The organism is Parabacteroides sp. AT13 (assembly GCF_002272965.1).
GTDB classification, from domain to species: domain Bacteria; phylum Bacteroidota; class Bacteroidia; order Bacteroidales; family Tannerellaceae; genus Parabacteroides; species Parabacteroides distasonis.
Genome location: NZ_NQMH01000001.1, coordinates 3,275,885 through 3,295,000 on the forward strand (window position 1 = coordinate 3,275,885; position 19,116 = coordinate 3,295,000).

14 protein-coding genes, 1 tRNA gene and 1 rRNA gene (1 of these 16 running past the window's edge) are annotated in these 19,116 nt (G+C 47.7%); 12 read left to right on the top strand and 4 right to left on the bottom strand.

Features of this window, described 5'->3' with window-relative positions:
- Positions 1-4: 4 nt before the first annotated feature.
- Together hypD and CI959_RS13810 are read right to left on the bottom strand one after the other, a co-directional pair.
- The gene (gene hypD / locus CI959_RS13805; RefSeq protein ID WP_005855021.1) at positions 5-1,084 is read right to left on the bottom strand and encodes a hydrogenase formation protein HypD; all 1,080 of its coding nucleotides are present in this window, start codon (positions 1,082-1,084) and stop codon (positions 5-7) included.
- Positions 1,072-1,305 carry a HypC/HybG/HupF family hydrogenase formation chaperone gene (locus CI959_RS13810; RefSeq protein ID WP_005855023.1) on the bottom strand — a complete coding sequence of 78 codons (234 nt, stop codon included), beginning with the start codon at positions 1,303-1,305 and terminating at the stop codon, positions 1,072-1,074. The genes hypD and CI959_RS13810 overlap by 13 nt, the downstream gene beginning before the upstream one ends.
- Positions 1,306-1,464: 159 nt before the next feature.
- Between CI959_RS13810 and hypF the strand changes: the two genes are divergently transcribed.
- From hypF to CI959_RS13830, 4 genes are all read left to right on the top strand, one after another.
- A complete protein-coding gene (hypF, locus tag CI959_RS13815; protein WP_057317733.1) occupies positions 1,465-3,747 on the top strand; it encodes a carbamoyltransferase HypF in 2,283 nt (760 codons plus the stop codon).
- Between the two features lie 12 nt (positions 3,748-3,759).
- A complete protein-coding gene (hypA, locus tag CI959_RS13820; protein WP_005855027.1) occupies positions 3,760-4,107 on the top strand; it encodes a hydrogenase maturation nickel metallochaperone HypA in 348 nt (115 codons plus the stop codon).
- Between the two features lie 29 nt (positions 4,108-4,136).
- Entirely contained in the window at positions 4,137-4,889 is a 753-nt protein-coding gene (gene hypB, locus CI959_RS13825; RefSeq protein ID WP_005865052.1) for a hydrogenase nickel incorporation protein HypB, read from the top strand.
- Positions 4,890-4,968: 79 nt separating this feature from the next.
- Positions 4,969-7,029, top strand: a complete 2,061-nt coding sequence (locus tag CI959_RS13830) for an acetate--CoA ligase family protein (RefSeq protein WP_005855031.1) — start codon at positions 4,969-4,971, stop codon at positions 7,027-7,029.
- Positions 7,030-7,091: 62 nt separating this feature from the next.
- Here the strand turns inward: CI959_RS13830 and CI959_RS13835 are convergent, their stop codons facing one another.
- Together CI959_RS13835 and CI959_RS13840 are read right to left on the bottom strand one after the other, a co-directional pair.
- Positions 7,092-7,709, bottom strand: coding sequence for a recombinase family protein (locus tag CI959_RS13835; RefSeq protein ID WP_005855033.1), 618 nt, complete (start codon positions 7,707-7,709; stop codon positions 7,092-7,094).
- 139 nt (positions 7,710-7,848) lie between these two features.
- Positions 7,849-7,935, bottom strand: a tRNA-Ser gene (locus CI959_RS13840).
- Between the two features lie 139 nt (positions 7,936-8,074).
- On the opposite strand from CI959_RS13840, the gene mltG reads away from it, so the two are divergent.
- The 8 genes from mltG to CI959_RS13890 form a co-directional block, all read left to right on the top strand.
- Entirely contained in the window at positions 8,075-9,124 is a 1,050-nt protein-coding gene (mltG, locus tag CI959_RS13845) for an endolytic transglycosylase MltG (protein WP_009018288.1), read from the top strand.
- Positions 9,125-9,228: 104 nt separating this feature from the next.
- Positions 9,229-10,830: a thiamine pyrophosphate-dependent enzyme gene (locus CI959_RS13850; protein ID WP_005855037.1), complete on the top strand. Its 1,602-nt coding sequence runs from the start codon at positions 9,229-9,231 to the stop codon at positions 10,828-10,830.
- Positions 10,827-11,408, top strand: a complete 582-nt coding sequence (locus CI959_RS13855; RefSeq protein ID WP_005855039.1) for an indolepyruvate oxidoreductase subunit beta — start codon at positions 10,827-10,829, stop codon at positions 11,406-11,408. Before CI959_RS13850 ends, CI959_RS13855 begins: the two co-directional genes overlap by 4 nt.
- A gap of 213 nt (positions 11,409-11,621) precedes the next feature.
- Positions 11,622-12,131 carry a TlpA disulfide reductase family protein gene (locus CI959_RS13860; RefSeq protein WP_029257199.1) on the top strand — a complete coding sequence of 170 codons (510 nt, stop codon included), beginning with the start codon at positions 11,622-11,624 and terminating at the stop codon, positions 12,129-12,131.
- Positions 12,132-12,136: 5 nt separating this feature from the next.
- Positions 12,137-12,925 carry a 4Fe-4S binding protein gene (locus CI959_RS13865; RefSeq protein WP_005855042.1) on the top strand — a complete coding sequence of 263 codons (789 nt, stop codon included), beginning with the start codon at positions 12,137-12,139 and terminating at the stop codon, positions 12,923-12,925.
- A 121-nt stretch (positions 12,926-13,046) separates the two neighbouring features.
- On the top strand, positions 13,047-15,473 hold the full coding sequence (locus CI959_RS13870; protein ID WP_005855044.1) for an alpha-L-rhamnosidase N-terminal domain-containing protein: 2,427 nt from the start codon (positions 13,047-13,049) through the stop codon (positions 15,471-15,473).
- 18 nt (positions 15,474-15,491) lie between these two features.
- Complete coding sequence (locus tag CI959_RS13875) at positions 15,492-17,222, top strand: bifunctional UDP-sugar hydrolase/5'-nucleotidase (RefSeq protein WP_005855046.1); 1,731 nt, start codon at positions 15,492-15,494, stop codon at positions 17,220-17,222.
- Between the two features lie 994 nt (positions 17,223-18,216).
- Positions 18,217-19,116: ribosomal RNA gene (locus CI959_RS13890) — 16S ribosomal RNA — on the top strand (it continues 625 nt past the right edge of the window).

Genomic DNA, 19,116 nt, shown 5'->3' on the forward strand with positions numbered 1-19,116 from the left:
CTTTCTATTTATATCTATAATAAGCGGCACAAACCCCTTCCGAGGAGACCATCGGGGCTCCCAGCGGATGGGTGGGATGGCAGGCCTTCCCGAAATGGGGACAGTCCGAGGGGTGTCTCAAACCTCTCATAATCAGTCCGGCGATACATTCGGATGCGATCTGGTTTTCTTCCGGACACAATTGAAATCTCATTCGGGAGGAATATCTTTTATATTCGGATCGAAGTTGAAGCCCGCTGGAGGGGATGATTCCGATGCCCCGCCAGTCTTGGTCGCAAGGTTCCAGCATCTCGTCCATAAGTTGGCGGGCGGCGGCATTCCCTTGTTCGGGGACGGCCCGTTTGTAAGCGTTCTCTACCTCATAACTTCCGGCTTCCAACTGGGAGACACAGCGGTAGATACCATATAATAGATCTACCGGCTCGAATCCGGTGACGACCATCGGGATTTTATATCGGGCGGTTAATCGGTGATAGGCCCTGTTGCCTGTGATGGCGCAGACATGTCCGGCTGTCAGGAAACCGTCTACTTTACTTTCCGGATCGGATAAGATAGCCTCGATAGCGGGTGGTACCGTGAATAGGGAAGTCAATATGGAAAAGTTCGGAAGTCCTCGGCGTATGGCCTCTTTCAAAGCCATGAGGTGAACAGGTGCGGTCGTCTCAAAACCAATTGCGAAGAATACGATTTCCTTATCCGGGTTCTCCTCGGCCAGTGATAGGGCATCCAAGGGCGTATATAGCATACGGATATCCGCTCCTCTCGCTTTTACGCTCAATAAATCCTCCTTACTTCCCGGAACTCGCATCATATCCCCGAAAGAGGCTAAGATCACATTCGGCTGTGTCGCCAACTTCAAGGCGTAGTCGATTGTCTCGACCGGTGTTACACAGACCGGGCAACCCGGCCCATGGAGCAGTTGAAGATCCGGCGGCAACATCTCTTCCAGCCGATAACGGGCGATAGCATGTGTTTGCCCGCCACAAATCTCCATGATATACCAAGGTCGTGTCACCTTTTTGCGGATGGCCTCCAGAAGAGTTTGTACCTTCTCGTTGCTTCTATATTCGTCTACGAAACGCACTTTTGTAATTCTTTAAGGTCTTTCAGTGTTTCCTCCGCTTCTTTCTCATCTACAACAGATATAGCGATCCCTGCGTGAGTGAGGATATAATCCCCCTGTTTCACATCCACCCATTCAATACATATATTCTTTAGGATGCCTCCGAAATCAACTTTAGCCATGGTCATTTCGGGGATGCTTCGATCGATTGAGATAATCTTTCCGGGTACCGCTAAACACATATCGTTTCAATTTATTTAGTAACCTCAAAGATACTTAATATGTTTAAGAGGGAAAGATAAAATTGATAAATATTATTTATAAGATGATAGGTAATATCTCTTTAGTAAATACGATAGTCGATTCGTGTCTGATTAGACATTTATTCCTATATTTGTGCTATGGCGAAGAATAAAGTATATGCGTTGATTATTCAAGGCTTGGTTCAAGGGGTTGGTTTTCGCCCTTTTATCTACCGGATCGCTAAAGATCTGGGGATGAAAGGTTGTGTGGAGAATATGAATAATGGAGTACGTATATTGGTTGCCGCTACTCCGGATGATCGGGATTTGCTGATAAGTCGTATACGGACCGAGCATCCTCGTGTCGCTTATATCCATCGGATCTCCTATACATCTACGGAAATGGATGAAGATGATTTTGACGATTTTACGATTACGCCCAGCCATTCAGAATCGGATGAGGTCACGCAGGTCTCCCCGGATATCGCTGTTTGTGCGGATTGTATGCGAGACCGGACTACTCAACCCCATCGAATCGGATATCCTTTTATTAATTGTACGCATTGTGGCCCTCGCTTCTCTATTATCCGGGACCTTCCTTACGACCGTTCGCAGACAACGATGGGCGGTTTCCTTATGTGTCCCGATTGTGAGAAAGAATATACGAATGTTATCGATCGCCGTTTCCATGCCCAACCGGTCGCTTGCAATCATTGTGGCCCGACTTATTACGCGACTTATAACGAGGAGACTTATATCGATTATGAGACCTTATTGAAACTTACCTCTCGCTTATTGCTTGGTGGAGAGGTTATTGCGGCTAAAGGAATCGGAGGCTATCATTTGATTTGTGATGCCTCGAACGAGAGAGCGGTTGCCCGTCTGCGAGAGATAAAGCAGCGGGATACCAAACCATTCGCTGTTATGTTCCGTGATCTGGAACATCTGCAAGTCTATACGGTAACGGAGCCGATGGAGGAGCGATGCTTAGTTTCTTGGCGCCGTCCGATCGTACTGCTGAGGCAACGGAGCCGGTTAGCTTCCGGAATCAATCCGGGCATGCATACGCTAGGATGTATGTTGTCTTATATGCCGATTCATTACGATTGGTTTGCTCGTACAGGGATACCTGCGTTGGTAATGACCAGCGGGAATCTAAGCGATTTGCCGATAGCGATCACCCCGGAGGATGCGGAGGCGCAATTAACGGGAAAGGTAGCGATCCTCTTGCATCATAATCGCCCGATCCATAACCGGGTAGATGATTCTGTATTGCAGGTCTGCGGAGGACAACCTTGCTTGATCCGTCGTTCCCGGGGCTATGTGCCGGAACCCTTTTTCACGGATACAAATGTGGAGGGGATCATGGCTTTCGGTGCGGAGAAAGTGAACACGTTCGCTTTGGGGAAAGGAGAGACGATCCTGCAAAGTCAATATATTGGCGACTTAAAGAACTGGGAGACTTTCCGGTTCTATACGGAATCTATGGAGCGGTTTCGTCATTTGTTTCGTTTCAATCCCCAGCGATTGGTTTGTGACCTGCATCCGGATTATCTTTCCAGCCAAGAGGCGGAACGTATCTCGAAATCTCTTTCCTTACCTTTATTAAAGGTACAACATCATCATGCTCATGCCGCTGCTTGTATGTTGGAGCATGGATTGAATGAGCCGGTTCTCGCTATCGTGATGGATGGGACAGGTCTGGGTGATGATGGTAAGGTTTGGGGAGGCGAGTTCTTCTTTTGTGACCGAGCGAAATACCGTCGCCTTTCCCATTTTGAGTATGTCCCGTTACCGGGAGGCGACAAGGCGGCTGAGGAGCCATGGCGAATGGTTGTCGCCTATTTGTGGCATTATTTCAAGGACGAACCGTCGGGTATTCCTTATCCGGCCGATTTCGTGGAACGCATAGGCACGGAAAGGATCGCTATGCTTGAACGAATGATGGAGAAAGGTGTGAATACACCCTATACATCCAGCGCTGGCCGGCTGTTTGATGCGGTAGCTTCTTTATTGGGGATTTGTGATGTCTCCAGCCACCAAGCGGAGGCTCCGGTCTTATTGGAGCAAGCGGCGATGGGAGAGAGGAACGCTTATGCGTATCCAGTCTCGGCGGAGGGAGAGGAAATCTCTTTTTATTCTTTGTTTGAGGCATTATTGCATGATAAGACGAACGAGGTCCCGGTGAGCTTGATATCCGCCCGTTTCCATACGACATTGGCTTCCTTGTTCGTGCAGAAAGCCCGCTTGTTGATTAAACGGACGAAAGCGACACAAGTGGTTATCTCGGGAGGATGTTTCCAGAATAAATTATTGACGGAGTCGATGAGGAGACAGTTCATCATGGCTGGGGTCCCCGTCTATATTCCGTCTCGTATACCTTGTAACGATGGGGGGATAGCCGTGGGGCAATTAACGATCGCCTCGGTGACTCCCTTTTAAAAGAGATCAGATATGCATGAGTTGTCTATAGCCCGTAGCATCGTGGAGCTGGTCGAGGAACAAGCGGATAACCGGGGAGCCTCGGTGGTCGAAGAGTTGGAGTTAGAGATAGGACATTTGTCCGGCGTAGAGATCCAAACCTTAGAGTTCGCATTGGATAGCGCCATAAAAGGTAGCAAGCTGGAAAAGGCCCGGATTATCCGTCATTATATTGAGGGGGAAGGACAGTGTAGCGACTGTGAGACCATTTTCCCAATGAACGCCTTGTTTTCCCCTTGTCCCCATTGTGGCTCCTATTTAGTTAAAATCCTTAAAGGGAAGGAACTTCGGGTGAAGTCGATTGTTATTAAAAAGGAATGATATATTAATGAAATAAAAACTTAAATACTATGTGCGGAACTTGCGGATGCGGAGAGCATCATCACCATCACGATCATACGCATGAGCATTCTCATGGCCATGAACATCATCACCATCCTGATGAAGGGATCGTAATCAATCTGGAACAAGATATACTTCAACGTAACAACTTATTGGCGGAGCGAAACCGGGGATATTTCGAGGCTAAGAACCTGTTCTGCCTGAACTTGATGAGTTCGCCCGGATCCGGTAAGACAACCTTGCTGGAAGAGACGATCCGCCGTTTGAAAGCGAAGCGACCGATCTATGTGATAGAAGGCGATCAACAAACCTCAAACGATGCCGACCGTATAGCGGCGTTGGAGATTCCCGTGTTTCAGGTAAATACCGGTACCGGCTGTCATTTGGAAGCCGACATGGTCAATCATGCCGTTAAGCATCTGAATCCGAAGGAGGGAGCGATCCTTTTTATAGAGAATGTCGGCAATCTGGTCTGTCCGGCCATGTTCGATCTCGGAGAGTCCAAGAAAGTCGTTATCGTGAGTACGACGGAGGGAGATGATAAACCGTTGAAATACCCACATATCTTTCAGGAGGCAGATATCTGCGTAATCAACAAGATTGATCTGGCTCCTTATCTGAATACAAAAGTGGAAGTGCTTCGGGAAAACGCCTTGAAGGTAAATCACCATCTCCAGATATTCGAGGTGTCCGCCACGAAAGGAGACGGGATGGATGCATGGTGTGACTGGTTGCAGACAGAGAGTGCAAAGTGTAAATAAATACCCCGGGTTTTAATGAATAAATGGAGAAAAAAACTATATTTGCTCCCATTCATTGAATCTAACTAATCAAAATGTTATGATTAACCGAGAATTGATTAATCCTCAAAGCATCGTAGTGGTGGGAGGTTCCAACAACGTACATAAACCGGGCGGTCGTATCGTGCGAAACCTGTTGGATGGAAAATATAAAGGAGAATTATGTGTGGTAAACGCCAAGGAGACAGACGTGCAAGGCGTCAAGTCTTATCCTTCTGTACATGATATCCCGGAGACGGAGTTGGCGATCATCTCGATTCCGAGTAAATCGTGCCCCGAGGTGATGGAAGTGCTGGCCCGGCAAAAGGGGGTAAAAGCTTTTATCGTGATCTCGGCCGGCTTCGGCGAGGAGACACACGAGGGCGGTATTTTGGAGCAACAGATGCTGGATGTCGTGAATGAGGCGGGAGCCTCCTTGATCGGCCCGAACTGTATCGGGTTGATGAATATGAATTATCATGGCGTGTTTACGCAACCGATACCGGAATTTCATCCCGATGGCGTGGATTTCATCTCTAGCTCCGGCGGTACGGCCTTGTTCATTATCGAGTCGGCGCTGACAAAAGGGCTGCGTTTCTCTTCTGTTTGGTCGGTTGGGAACTCCAAGCAGAATGGAGTAGAGGATATCCTTGAATATATGGATCGGAACTTTGATCCGGTATTGGATTCCAAGATCAAGATGTTGTATATCGAGCAAATCAAGCAACCGGATAAATTGTTGTATCATGCGTCTTCCTTGATACGTAAGGGATGCAAGATCGCCGCTATCAAGGCGGGAAGTACGGAGTCGGGAAAGCGAGCTGCCTCTTCGCATACGGGCGCTATCGCTAGTTCGGACTCTGCCGTGGAGGCTTTGTTCCGTAAGGCGGGTATCGTGCGTTGTTTTAGCCGTGAGGAATTGACTACCGTGGCGAGTATCTTTACCTTGAAAGACGTGAAAGGGAAGAATTGTGCGATCGTGACACATGCCGGAGGGCCTGCGGTAATGCTGGCGGACGCCTTATCCAAGGGGCGTTTGAATGTCCCTAGTTTGGAAGGCCCTATCGCTGATGAGTTGAAATCCAAACTGTATCCGGGTGCCGCTGTCGGTAATCCGATTGATATTATCGGTACGGGGACACCGGAACATCTGGCTACAGCCATCGATTTCTGTGAGAATCGTTTCGATAATGTGGATTTGATGATGGTCATCTTCGGTAGTCCCGGTTTGGTAAAACTTTATGATACCTACGAGGTACTTCATAAAAAGATGGAAGAGTGCAAGAAGCCGATCTTCCCGATATTACCGTCTATCGTAACGGCCGGACCGGAGGTGAAGAGCTTTGTCAAGAAAGGCCATGTGAACTTCTCGGACGAGGTGACATTGGGTACTGCCCTTTCACGGGTGATCAATACGCCGAAACCGATGAGCACGGATATCCAGCTATATGGCGTGGATGTACCGGAAGTTCGTCGTATCATAGATCGGTTGCCGGGTAGCGGTTATTTAAATCCGGAGGAAGTGCGTACATTGTTGCGTGCCGCTAATATCCCGTTAGTGGAGGAATATGCTTCGGATGATAGGGATGCGTTGCTGGCTTTTGCCAAGAAGGTGAAATATCCGGTGGTAGCCAAGGTTGTAGGGCCTGTGCATAAGAGCGATATCGGTGGTGTGGCCTTGAATATCCGTGGAGAAGAGCATTTATTGTTCGAGTATGAACGTATGATGCGTCTGCCGGGTGTTACGGGCATCATGGTACAACCGATGTTGAAAGGACAGGAATTATTCTTGGGAGCTAAATATGAGGATCGTTTCGGCCATGTGGTACTTTGCGGGTTGGGTGGAATCTTCGTGGAGGTATTGAAAGATGTGTCTTATGGTTTGGCTCCGTTGTCATACGATGAGACTTATTCAATGATTCGTTCTTTGAGAGGGTATCCGATCATTAAAGGTACACGTGGGCAAAAGGGTATCGACGAGCAACAATATGCGGACATTATCGTTCGCCTCTCTACCTTATTGCGTTTTGCCAGCGAGATAAAGGAAATGGATATAAATCCGTTGGTGGCTACGGATAGAGGCTTGTTCGCTGTAGACGCCCGTATCCGTATAGAGAAATAAAAAAACAAGCTCCTTTCACTACTGAATGCTAATATACTTAGCAGAGGTGAAAGGAGCTTTTCTTATTTTTTAGTCTTCTTCTTTTTCTTATCGGGAAGATACTCTTTCAGAAAGCGTTTGAAGCTACTTAACGATACATTGTATTTCTCCGCTATCTGAGCGTAAGTCAAGCTCGGGTCTTTCAAGTCTTTCTCGATTTGTTCCTTATAAGGCTCCAAGCGTCCCATTTGTTGACTACCTTTCGGACGGCCCAGCACCACACCTTTACTTCTGATCAAGGCAAGGGCTTCCTTCGTACGGATAGAGACCAGCTTTCGCTCGATCTCAGAGACCAGACCGAAGGTAAAGGCCAAAGTCTTACTGTCGATATTATCCTCGAACACATATCCGTCGCTTACGCTACGGAGCGTTACCTTTCGCTCTATACAAAGCAAAATGATATGGATGATCTCGATCATCTTACGGCTCACACGGGATATATCGGACACAAGTATCTCATCCCCGGGACTTAAAGATTTGACAATACTTTCCAGTCTGCGGTTCGCACGAGGACTATTTCCCACCTCTTTAGCCCACTTCCCGATCTCTATCTTCTGAGATTCTGCAAATTCCCGGATCACAGCTTCTTGGACCTCGGAGTTTTGCTTATTGTTATATGTTCGGATAAAAGCAATTGTCATAATGTATATATTTAATTATCTCCTTTTAATAACAGATCGACTTACGATAAGTTCAAATATGACAAATATATGAAACACTTTAATTCGGTTGGCTTAAAAACAAAAAAACCAACTAATAAATTTATTAGTTGGCTCTTTGCGGAAGCGGGGGGATTCGAACCCCCGGTACCCTAACGAGTACGTCAGTTTAGCAAACTGGTGGTTTCAGCCACTCACCCACACTTCCTTGTGTGTTCTGTGCTTCTTCCTTAGAATTGCGATGCAAAGGTAGAACTATAATTTTAAATAAACAAGGCTTTGCACATCATTTTTTTCGAAAAAAGATACTACTTTTGTGCCTTATTCTGATATTCAATAGATTATTCATGGATTTGAACAAACAAATTTTATCGAGGCGTCCGATAATTATCGCCTTGATAGCGATTCTCGTTGTTTTGATAGGCGGTGGAGGCTTTTGGGTGTACCGTTTGGCTTGGGCTCCGAATTTTAAGCCGGATAAGACGGTCTATGTCTATATAGATGATAAAAAGGATTTTGATGATCTTTGCCGGCAGTTGAGTGATTCGGCGAACTGTCTCCGTATCGGTAGCTTTAAGCAATTGAGTGGATTGTTGAAGTATCCTGCGTCCATGCGTACCGGTCGATACGCCGTGAAACCCGGCATGAGTAATTTAACCTTATTGAATGACTTGCGGAGAGGACATCAAGTAGCGACCCGAGTTACTTTTAATAATATCCGTTTCAAGGAAGATTTGGCGGAACGTATAAGTGATCAATTGATGTTCGGGAAGGAAAATCTCCTGCGTCTATTGAATGATTCCGTGTATTGCGACTCTTTAGGTTTTACCCCGGAAACGATCCATGCCCTTTTCATTCCTAATACCTATGAGATTTATTGGAATATATCCGCGGATAAATTTATACGTCGCATGAAGCGTGAATATGACGCTTTCTGGACACCGGAACGATTGAAAAAGGCAGAGGAGATCGGGCTTACTCCAGTTGAGGTATCTATCTTGGCTTCTATCGTAGAAGAGGAGACGGCGGCATCGGACGAATATCCAATCGTGGCGGGTCTTTATATCAACCGCCTTCGTGCCGGTATTCCTTTACAGGCGGACCCTACCGTAAAGTTTGCGGTGGGGGATTTTTCTTTGCAACGTATCTTATTTGAGCATTTGGAAATAGATTCTCCCTATAATACCTATAAATATGCGGGCCTACCTCCCGGTCCTCTACGGATTCCTACTATCAAGGGCTTGAATAGCGTATTGAATCATACGAAACATAAATACTTATACATGTGCGCTAAGGAGGATTTCTCGGGACGGCATAATTTCGCCGTGACGTTGGCGGAGCATAACCGCAATGCCAACCGGTATCGGGCGGAGTTGAATAGGCGCCGGATACGGTAATGGATCTAGTATAAATCATAAGTCTCTCATTCTAAATTGAACATTTTTCATTACCTTTGGCAGCTAAATAGTGTGAATAGTCAATATTAAGAAAACAGATACACATGGAAAAACATTTATTTTTGGGGGACGAGGCCATAGCGCAAGCCGCTATAGACGCTGGAATCTCCGGGGTGTACGCATACCCGGGAACCCCTTCTACTGAAATCACAGAATATATCCAAGGTTCTCCGGTAACGAAGGAAAGAGGTATCCATTGTCGCTGGAGCACAAATGAGAAAACCGCCATGGAAGCCGCTTTGGGTATGTGCTATGCCGGTAAACGTGCGCTTTGCTGCATGAAGCACGTGGGTTTGAATGTAGCCGCCGATTGCTTTATGAACGCCGCTATGAGCGGTATCAACGGAGGTATGATCATCCTTACGGCCGACGACCCATCCATGCACTCTTCCCAGAATGAGCAAGACAACCGTGTTTATGGCAATTTCGCCATGATCCCGATGTTTGAGCCATCCAGCCAGCAAGAGGCTTATGATATGGTATATCATGGATTCGAGTTATCCGAGAAATTAGGGTATCCTATCTTGCTGCGTGTAACGACCCGTATGGCGCATTCTCGTGCCGGTGTCGTAACCAGCCCGTTGAAGCCGGAGAACCGGATGAATTGTCCGGAAGACGGTCGTCAACGTTTTATCTTACTCCCGGCATTGGCCCGTAAACGTTTCAAGAGTTTGCTGGCGTCTCAAGAGGCTTTCACGGAAGCTTCCGAGAATTCCGCATATAATAAGTATTTCGATGCCCCGAATAAAGACTTGGGTATCATCACGACGGGTATCGCTTTCAATTATCTTTCCGAGAATTATCCGGACGGTTTCGAGCATCCCGTATTGAAGATCTCCCAGTATCCGCTTCCGAGAAAGCAAGTGGAGAAGATCGTTGGCGAGTGTAAGGAGATCTTGGTGTTGGAAGAGGGATATCCGGTCGTTGAAGAGCAATTAAAAGGTTTCTTGGCGAAAGGCGTGACGGTTCATGGCCGTCTGGACGGTACGCTTCAGCGTGACGGCGAGCTTACGCCAGACGCGGTAGGCAAAGCCTTGGGTAAGGAGATCCAGAGCTATTATGCGATCCCCGAGGTGGTTGAGCAACGTCCGCCCGCATTGTGCCAAGGTTGTGGACACCGGGATATGTATGAGGCCTTGAACGAGGTGATCGCCGAGTATAACGGTACGGCTAAGGTGTTTGGCGATATCGGCTGTTATACCTTGGGAGCTTTGCCTCCTTTCCGTGCGATCGATTCTTGTATCGATATGGGGGCCTCTATCACGATGGCGAAGGGTGCTTCCGACGCGGGTGTATTCCCGGCTATCTCCGTGATTGGCGATTCTACGTTTACCCATTCCGGTATGACTGGTTTGCTGGATTGCGTGAACGAGAACACGAATATCACCATCGTTATCTCCGATAATGAGACAACGGCCATGACCGGAGGGCAGGATTCCGCCGGAACGGGACGTCTGGAATCTATCTGCGCCGGTATCGGTGTGGACCCGGCTCACATCCGTGTGATGGTTCCTTTAAAAAAGAACTTCGAGGAGATGAAGTCTATCATCCGTGAGGAAATCGAGTACAAGGGCGTATCCGTATTGATCCCTCGCCGTGAGTGTATCCAGACATTAACCAGAAAGAAAAAAGCAAGCAAGAAATGAAAACAGATATTATACTATCAGGCGTAGGAGGACAGGGTATCCTTTCTATCGCCGCCGTTATTGGAGAAGCTGCCTTAAAAGAAGGTCTGTATATGAAGCAAGCGGAAGTACACGGTATGAGTCAACGGGGGGGAGACGTGCAGTCTAACCTGCGTCTTTCCGACGAGCCGATCGCCTCGGACTTGATCCCGAAGGGCCACGCCGATTTGATCATCTCTTTGGAACCGATGGAGAGCTTGCGTTATCTGCCTTACCTGAAGAAAGAGGGTTGGCTGGTGACGAACTCCCGTCCGTTCGTGAACATCCCGAACTATCCGGAGATCGAGAAAGTGAACGCCGAGTTGGACAGGCTCCCTCACAAGGTCGTATTGGACGTGGAGGAGATCGCCAAGGAAGCGGGTTCTGTCCGTGCCGCCAATATCGTGATGTTGGGTGCAGCTGCCCCATTTATCGGGATCGAGTATGATAAGATCGAGGCGGGAATCCGTCAGATATTCGGTCGTAAGGGCGAGGATATAGTTAATATGAACCTAAAGGCGTTGAAAGCCGGTTATGACTTAGCGCAAAGTCTGCGGTAAATCTTTCTCCGGGTTTGCATGATATCAGCGTACGTGACATCTCCGGGTTTCACGTACGTTTTTTTTAACATCTAACCCCCTAGAACTTTTAGAAGAGCTGTCGAGGGGTAGGTACGGCACCGTAGAACTTTCGTAAGCCTTAGAATTATGCGGTTTGATGAGAATTTTAATGTATCTTTGTCGCTGAATCCTAAACGAGAAATGATTAAGGTTATGAAGAAGTATTTATTGGTTAGTTTACTAGCGTTATTGGCTTTCGTAGGCAAAGCTCAGGAGGATAATTCCGATATCGTGAAGGTCGGTGATACTATGCCGTCATTTACGATTGTTTCCGACAACGGGAGTAAGTTGCAGTCCGCTTCGTTGAAGGGAAAAGTGATCCTCGTGAATTTTTTCGCCACTTGGTGTCCTCCTTGCCAAAAAGAATTGGCCGCTGTCCAACAAACCCTCTGGCCGAAATACAAGAACAACAAGGACTTCGTTCTCTTGGTGATCGGGCGTGAGCATTCCGATGCCGATCTACAGAAATATAACGAGAAAAAAGGCTTCGATTTTCCATTGTATCCCGATAAGGACCGGGCTATTTTCGGCGCTTTCGCCAAGAACTTGATCCCTCGTGGCTATTTGGTCGGAAAAGACGGGAAGATCATTTATACGAGCAAAGGCTATACCGATGAGGAATTTGCTGAGTTAATGACTAAAATAGAGGGTGCGTTAAAATAAGAATCATGAAATATAGTAACATACATTTAATTTATTTTTCTCCGACACACACGTCCGCCAAGATCGCTTATGCGATAGCGGAAGGAATGGGTGCCACTTCGATGTCCGAGTCTGATGTCACTTGTGAGAGTCTGGATATGGAAGAGTATATTGATGATGAGCTGACGATTATAGCCGCTCCTGTATACGGTGGCCGTGTGGCGGAGACTGCCATGGAACGTTTTCGCATGTTCCGTTCTGCCCACCATGCGCCGGTAGTCCCCGTGGTACTGTATGGGAACCGGGATTATGAGGATGCCTTGAAAGAGCTCTGTGATTTAGTGTCGGAGCAGGGGTTCGTACCTGTGGCTGCCGGAGCGTTTATCGGCGAGCATTCTTTCAGCCGCAAGGGGATGCCCATTGCCGAGGGGCGTCCGGACGAGTCGGATCTTAAGCAGGCTACGGAATTCGGGAAAAAGATTATCGAGGAGCTGGAGAAGGTTTCCTGCGTGGAATGCTTGTCCGCCTTGGAGGTGAAAGGTAATTTCCCGTATCGGGTGAAAGGCCCTTCCACTCCTCAAGCTCCTGTTACGGATAACGATTTATGTACGCAATGTGAGTATTGCGTGGATGTGTGTCCTACACATGCGATATCCTTGGCAGACGAGGGTATGTATAGCGACCCGAACCTATGTATCAAATGTTGCGCCTGCGTGAAAGAGTGTCCCGAGGGCGCACGTACTTTCGATACTCCTTACACGGCGATGCTCCATAAGAACTTTAGCGCACGCCGGGAGCCGGAGATATTCTTCTAATGGAGGACCGGGTATCCGGTATATTGTGAGGGAAAGCGTCAAAAGGCAAAAGTTCTTTTGGCGCTTTCTCTTTTTTTGTACCTTTGTTCGGATCGTTAATCTCAAATAATACCGTGTTTGTATGAAAACCTATTTATTCCTTTTGCTTTTTGTGTTTCAAGCCTTCTCCCTTTCCTCCCAGATTAGCCTGAAAGGGTATAATCAGGAGAAGATCGATCCTTCTCTTTTCGAGGGACGATGGAAAGCCCGTTGGATCTCCTACCCGGGTGAGGCTCCGAATGTATATGGGGTCTATCATTTTCGTAAATCGTTCGATCTGGAGGTGGTTCCTTCCCGGTTTATCGTCCATGTTTCCGCCGATAACCGTTATAAATTATATGTAAACGGGAAATTGGTATCCTTGGGTCCGGCCCGTGGGGATATCTATAACTGGAGTTTCGAGACGGTGGATCTGGCTCCTTATCTGAGGAAAGGGAAGAATACGCTGGCCTCCGTTGTCTGGAATTATGCCGAGCGTAAACCTGTCGCCCAGATCAGTTACGATCAGACGGGTTTTATCCTGCAAGGCAATACGGGGCATGAGGCGGTGGTAAATACGGATACCACTTGGGTCTGCCTGCGTAATAAGGCGTATGCTCCTTGGACCGAATGGCAGGTATTGGGGTATTACGTGGCTGGCCCGGGCGAGGAACTGGAAGCCTCCGCTTATCCTTGGGGCTGGGAACAACCGGATTACGACGACAGGAAATGGGAGAAGGCCGTACGGGGCATGGAGGGTGCCACGAAAGGATCGAGAGATTACCCGGGACGGTTGCTGGTTCCTAGCCCGATACCTCCGATGGACAGCCGGATCGAGCGTCTGGCCAAGCTCCGCCGGTCGGAAGGGATCGAATGCCCGCAAGGATTTCCTTACTGGCCAAAAGCTTTGACGATCCCGGCGAATACGGAGGTCCGCTTGCTTCTGGATAATGATTACCTGACGACGGGTTATTTCTCCTTAGCCTTCAGCAAAGGAAAGGAGGCCGAGATCCATATCGGTTATTCGGAAGCCCTCTATAAGCAAGAAGAGGAATCGACCACTAAATCGTATGCGTTGAATGGCAAGGGACATCGGGACGAGTTGACGGATAAGCAGTTTATCGGGTACGGGGATAAGATACTGGCTGATGGGGGAGATAATCGTCTCTTCACCTCCCTGTGGTGGCGTACATGGAGATATGTGGAGTTGAAAGTGAAGACGGCTTCCGAGCCTTTGGTGATCGAGGATATGTATGGGACTTTCTCCGCCTATCCTTTCCGTAACGAGACCGCTTTCTCCGCTCCGGGACATGAGGAGCTGGGCCGTATGCTCGAGATAGGATGGCGTACCGCCCGTCTGTGCGCCAATGAGACGTATATGGACTGCCCGTATTACGAGCAACTGCAATATTTCGGGGATACACGCATACAGGCAATGATTTCCATGTATAATACATCAGACCCTTATATGGTGAAGAATGCTCTAGAGCAAGGACGGCAGTCCATGGTGGCGGAAGGGATTACGATGAGCCGATATCCGTCTAGCGTACATCAGTTTATATCCTCGTTCTCTCTCTGGTGGATTTGTATGGGGCACGATTATTGGATGTACCGTGGGGATGAGGCATACATGAAGACCTTGCTTCCCGCTTACCGTCAGGTTTTGTCGTGGTACGAGCAATGGTTGAAGCCGGATTATAGTTTGTCGTACGTTCCTCATTGGTTCTTCGTGGATTGGGCGGCCGGTTTTGATTATGGCGAGCCGATACGGGAGAAAGAGGGAAACTCGGCGCTCCAAGATTTGATGTATATAATGACCTTGGAGTTTGCGGCGGAGATGGAACAAGCGATCGGCCTCCCTGCCATGGCGGATCATTACCGGAAGATCGCTACCGAGATGCGTAAGACGATCCGCCCGAAATATTGGGACGCTGCCCGTAATCTATTCGCCGATACGCAGGATCATCGCAGCTATTCCCAGCATGTGAACGCCTTGGCGATCTTGACTGGGGTTACGAAAGGGGAGGAGGCCGTAAAGGTGATGAACCAAACCTTGGCGGATACGAGCTTGATCCAGTGTACGATCTATTTCCGTTATTACTTGAATCAAGCGTTGAAAGCTTCCGGTTTAGGGGATCAGTTCTTGGATAACTTACAAATATGGCGGGATCAGATGGCGTTGGGATTGACCACATGGGCAGAGATGCCGGAGCCATCCCGTTCTGATTGCCATGCTTGGGGAGCCAGTCCGAATATCGAGTTTTACCGGATCTTGTTGGGGATAGATAGCGATGCTCCCGGATTTAGGAAGATACGGATCGCTCCGTCTTTGGGAAAACTGAAGGAGGTTTCCGGTACGATCCCACATCCGCTTGGAAGCGTGACCGCCGCTTATAAATTGAATGAAAGAGGTGAGGGAACCGCCCGTCTGGTCTTGCCGGAAGGTACTACGGGTATATTTATCTGGGATGGAAAAGAAATCCCGTTGAAACCGGGCGAACAGGTTATTTCGTTATCTTCGCGTCATTAATCTATCTAAAATCCTGATATGAGACGAGTTTATTCAATTGCCTTATTGCTGCTGGTCGCTCTCGGTCTGTCGGCGACAACGAAGGAAGTAAAGTTGAAATTATTGGAAACCAGTGATATTCATGGAAATTTCTTCCCGTATAATTTTATCGAGCAGCGGGAGTGGGGAGGAAGTCTGGCAAGGGTATATTCGTTCGTGCAAGAAGAACGCCGGGCGTATGGCGATAACCTTTTGCTATTGGATAATGGCGATATCTTGCAAGGACAACCTTCGGCGTATTATTACAATTTCATGGATACGGTCTCTACGCATATAGCTTCCGCCATGATGAATTATATGGGGTACAATGCGGGAAATATGGGTAACCATGATGTAGAGGCTGGCCATGCCGTTTTCGATCGTTGGATCAAACAATGTGATTTCCCTATCTTGGGTGCCAATATTATCCGTACCTCCGACCGGGAGACCTATTTAAAGCCCTATGAGGTATTTGAGCGTGACGGTGTGAAGATCGTTGTACTGGGGATGATTACTCCGGCTATTCCTGTATGGTTGCCGGAGACTCTGTGGCAAGGTCTTTATTTCGCCGATATGGAAGAGACGGCCCGTAAATGGATGAAGATCATTCAGGAGAAGGAGAAACCGGATGTTGTGGTAGGTATCTTTCATGCGGGAAATGAGGCTCGTACCATGTCCGGCCAGTACCGTGAGGATGCGTCGATGGAGGTTGCCCAGCGCATTCCGGGCTTCGATGTGGTTATAATGGGGCATGATCATCGCCGGTATTGTGGTAAGGTGGCGAATATCGAGGGAGATTCCGTGTTATTGATAAATCCGGCAAGTAATGGGCGTGTAGTCGGTTCCGTTGATGTCGTGTTAAAGATGGAGCATGGAAAGGTTTTGGACAAACAAGTATCGGGTGTTTTGACGGATGTGGATAAGTTGGAGCCTAGCAAGGAGTTTATGGAGAAATTCGCTCCGCAATACAAAGCGGTGAATGATTTTGTCTCCGAGAAGGTGGGAACTTTTACGGAGAGTATCGCGACCCGTCCCGCTTACTTTGGGCCATCCGCTTTTATTGATTTTATTCACTCTTTACAATTGGAGTTGACTGGTGCGGACGTCTCTTTTGCCGCCCCGTTATCCTTTGACGCAAAAATAGATAAAGGGGATATCACGATCAGCGATATGTTCAGTCTTTACAAATATGAGAATATGCTTTATACGATGAATTTGACGGGAGCCGAGATCAAAGGTTTCTTGGAGGAATCATACGCTATGTGGACCAACCGGATGAAATCTCCGGACGATCATGTCTTATTATTGAAAGAGAGAAAGAAAGGACAGGAGAATTATGTCTCATTCGTCAACTTCAGTTTTAACTTTGACTCCGCAGCTGGTATCATTTACACCGTGGATGTAACGAAACCCAAGGGCGAGAAGATCACGATCTTGAAAATGGCGGATGGTAAGCCTTTCGACGAGAATAAAACGTATAAAGTAGCTCTTAACTCTTACCGAGGTAATGGAGGAGGTGAGTTATTGACGAAAGGGGCCGGCATTCCCCAAGACGAGTTAAAGAGTCGTATCATTCATTCGACCGATAAAGACCTCCGTTATTATATGATTCAATATATAAAGGAAAAGGGTGTACTTAGCCCACAACCTTTAAACCAATGGCAAATGATCCCGCAGGATTGGACGAGACCGGCGGCCGAACGGGATTGTAAGTTTCTTTTCGGGGAATGAGTTTCCGTCCTTGAAGTGTCTGGTTTGCGATAGTATCTCAATGGGAAACGGTGGTAAAGTCAATGGAATAGAGATGGTTTCTCAATGACTTTACGGCCGTGTCCCATTGACTTTTTTGTATCCCGTATTAGGGATGTTGCTGATAGGTTAGGGCGCAAGGGGCGCATCTTTACGTATGTTTCTAAAACTTTTTCTGTAAATAACGTTTATACCCCTCTTGTCTGTAGAGTGATGTAAATATTATTTTTCTAAAAATGTTTCTTTGAAAGCGTAAAGATGCGCCTTTTGCGCCCTAGGATTTTTACCGGGGAATTTTCCTGATGCCTTAACATGTGGATATACAGTTGTTTGTGTGGTTCTTCCCTCTTCGGCTTTTTGGGGTCTTTGGGGGGCGATATAATGGGTCCTTACCCACGTTTACGTGATCCGAAAGCACTAAAACCAAGTGCATTTCGCATGATTTCATGAGCTAAAAGCCGTTTTTTCTGTGTGATTTCCTATCGGGGCCAAGATCGTTTTTGTCGTTTTCATACGTGCAAATGTACTCGTGGAGCACTTGTTTTAAGTGCACGTGGTGACACGTGAGGCCACGTGGTGGGCCATGTGAGCCGAGAATGGATATCGACGTATTATTAACGTACGTGATCCCCCTCGTGAAAAAAACTTGAAAAATAATACCGGAAAAGTTTGGAGGTTATGTTTTATAACACTACTTTTGCACCCGCATTCGAGAGAGAACGCCGGTCCAAAATGATGAAACAAACTTTTAGAAAAAAAAGTTCCGAAATAATTTGGAAGTTTAAAATAAAAGTCCTTATCTTTGCAGCCACGTTCGCAAAACGAAAGCGACAAAAGAGTTCTTTGAGAGATTTACATAATTCAACAAGTAGTACAAGTATTAGGAAAATTAATTTTCCGGATTGATACCGTCAAAAAGTATGACTTTGGACTACAATAACGGATTCCGGAGCGAGGATATTAAGAAACAATTTAAACAACGAAGAGTTTGATCCTGGCTCAGGATGAACGCTAGCGACAGGCTTAACACATGCAAGTCGAGGGGCAGCGGGGGTAGCGATACCCGCCGGCGACCGGCGCACGGGTGAGTAACGCGTATGCAACTTGCCTATCAGAGGGGGATAACCCGGCGAAAGTCGGACTAATACCGCATGAAGCAGGGGCCCCGCATGGGGATATTTGCTAAAGATTCATCGCTGATAGATAGGCATGCGTTCCATTAGGCAGTTGGCGGGGTAACGGCCCACCAAACCGACGATGGATAGGGGTTCTGAGAGGAAGGTCCCCCACATTGGTACTGAGACACGGACCAAACTCCTACGGGAGGCAGCAGTGAGGAATATTGGTCAATGGGCGTAAGCCTGAACCAGCCAAGTCGCGTGAGGGATGAAGGTTCTATGGATCGTAAACCTCTTTTATAAGGGAATAAAGTGCGGGACGTGTCCCGTTTTGTATGTACCTTATGAATAAGGATCGGCTAACTCCGTGCCAGCAGCCGCGGTAATACGGAGGATCCGAGCGTTATCCGGATTTATTGGGTTTAAAGGGTGCGTAGGCGGCCTTTTAAGTCAGCGGTGAAAGTCTGTGGCTCAACCATAGAATTGCCGTTGAAACTGGGGGGCTTGAGTATGTTTGAGGCAGGCGGAATGCGTGGTGTAGCGGTGAAATGCATAGATATCACGCAGAACCCCGATTGCGAAGGCAGCCTGCCAAGCCATTACTGACGCTGATGCACGAAAGCGTGGGGATCAAACAGGATTAGATACCCTGGTAGTCCACGCAGTAAACGATGATCACTAGCTGTTTGCGATACACTGTAAGCGGCACAGCGAAAGCGTTAAGTGATCCACCTGGGGAGTACGCCGGCAACGGTGAA